1 protein-coding gene is annotated in these 1440 nt (G+C 47.6%); it reads right to left on the bottom strand.

The features are described from left to right. Nucleotides 1-37: 37 nt before the first annotated feature. Nucleotides 38-1440, bottom strand: a 1403-nt coding sequence (locus ON064_RS18205) for a hypothetical protein (protein WP_274625871.1), incomplete at its 5' end; no start/stop codon positions are given.

The raw sequence follows: 1440 nt of genomic DNA, 5'->3' as shown, positions 1-1440 counted from the left end.
TTTCATCATGAAGTTCACGCCTTTCAATAGTTCGCTTTTACAGTTCAAACTCCAATCCGAGTTCACGGCGAAGTTGTTTGTCTTTGCCTTTTCGACGGAGCTTCGTCGGTGAAGGTGTCTCGTGTTGGGCCTGGTGCTGATCTTGTTCGGCTTGCTCAATCAACTGTTCAATCAGTTCGGTACTGGCTCGCCCTGTCGGGAAGTGAGAAAGGAACTTCTGTTGGCTGCCTAAGCGTTCAGCGAATCGAGCCTCCGGTTTTGCTTGATAAGCATGATGCGCCATTGCTTGTTTGTTTTGTTCTTTCTTCGCCACTTGCAAGCACGCCTTCAAGGTCGGCGTTTTTGTCTGCTTGTCCTGTTGCGCGAAGTGCTTGAGAAGAGCCGTCTTCGTTTCTAATGGAAGTTGCTCGACGTCTTTTAACAGCTTCTCTTTTGCTTGTGGGAACGTCTCTCGAATCAAGGCATTAAGTTCCTGATCCATGTGCTTCGCTTTCGCCTCGTAGCGTTCAATCAATTGCTGCGTCGTGTTCAGTTTGACGGACGTTTCATAAATCGCTTTGAGGTCTGTGCCGTCTCTCACGAGCTGTTCTTTTTCACTGCCGAGCTTATTGCGAATCAACGCTTGAATCCGGATTTGCTCACTGGCTTTCTCGCCTTGCTCACACGCCTTTTTCAGTTCCTGCAGCTGCAAGTGATGGTTCACTTCAGGAGCTGTTGGAATGGCTATCCGGTCGTTTGTTTGGATTGCATTCAGGATATTCGATTTGTACGCCACGGTCCGGTCATTATGCGCAAACCGTTCCTCAATGTCCGGGAACAACTCATTAAAGGCGTTATGGACGATTAAGCTTTGCGCCCGGTACGTGCGCTCGGCATGTGCCACGACTTGATCGACCGTTTGTTGGTCTTTCTCGACAGATTCCGTTAACGCTTCAAACGCATCTAAACGTTCAGTGAAGAGCGAACGGAAGTCAGATGAAGTGAATCCTTGTTGCTTTACGACAGAGAAATGGTGTTCTTGATACGCCTTGTGAGAAGCGTTCAAAATAGCGTGCGTGACCTGGGCTTCGACTTGTCTCGGTTCGACTTTGCGTTCTTCCCAGCGATACAACCCTTGCAGCTGATCGTGAACTGAATCGAATGAGAAGTTGTCTTTCAGACGCCCTTGCATGAAGTACCAGCTCTTTTCGTAATCCTCGTTCAATTGGGCAGTAACTTCGCTTGTGTGACGATGCAAAACAGTCTGAACATCTGTCTGTTTCTGCTTAGCAGACAGAAAGGCAATTTTATCATTTAGCTGAGCGATTTCGGCGTTTTTTTCTCGGATTTCTTGATTCAATTGATGATAGAACGTTTGCGCTTCGATCCCTCTTTCTTCTAACCGTTTCACGTATTGGTATTCATTTCGTTCCAAGCGAACCTCAGCGATTTGGTCGAGTC

The sequence above is a fragment of the Planococcus sp. A6 genome, assembly GCF_028823615.1.
GTDB lineage: Bacteria > Bacillota > Bacilli > Bacillales_A > Planococcaceae > Planococcus.
Note: the sequence above shows the minus strand (reverse complement) of the source record. Positions and strands in the feature narration are given on the sequence as shown.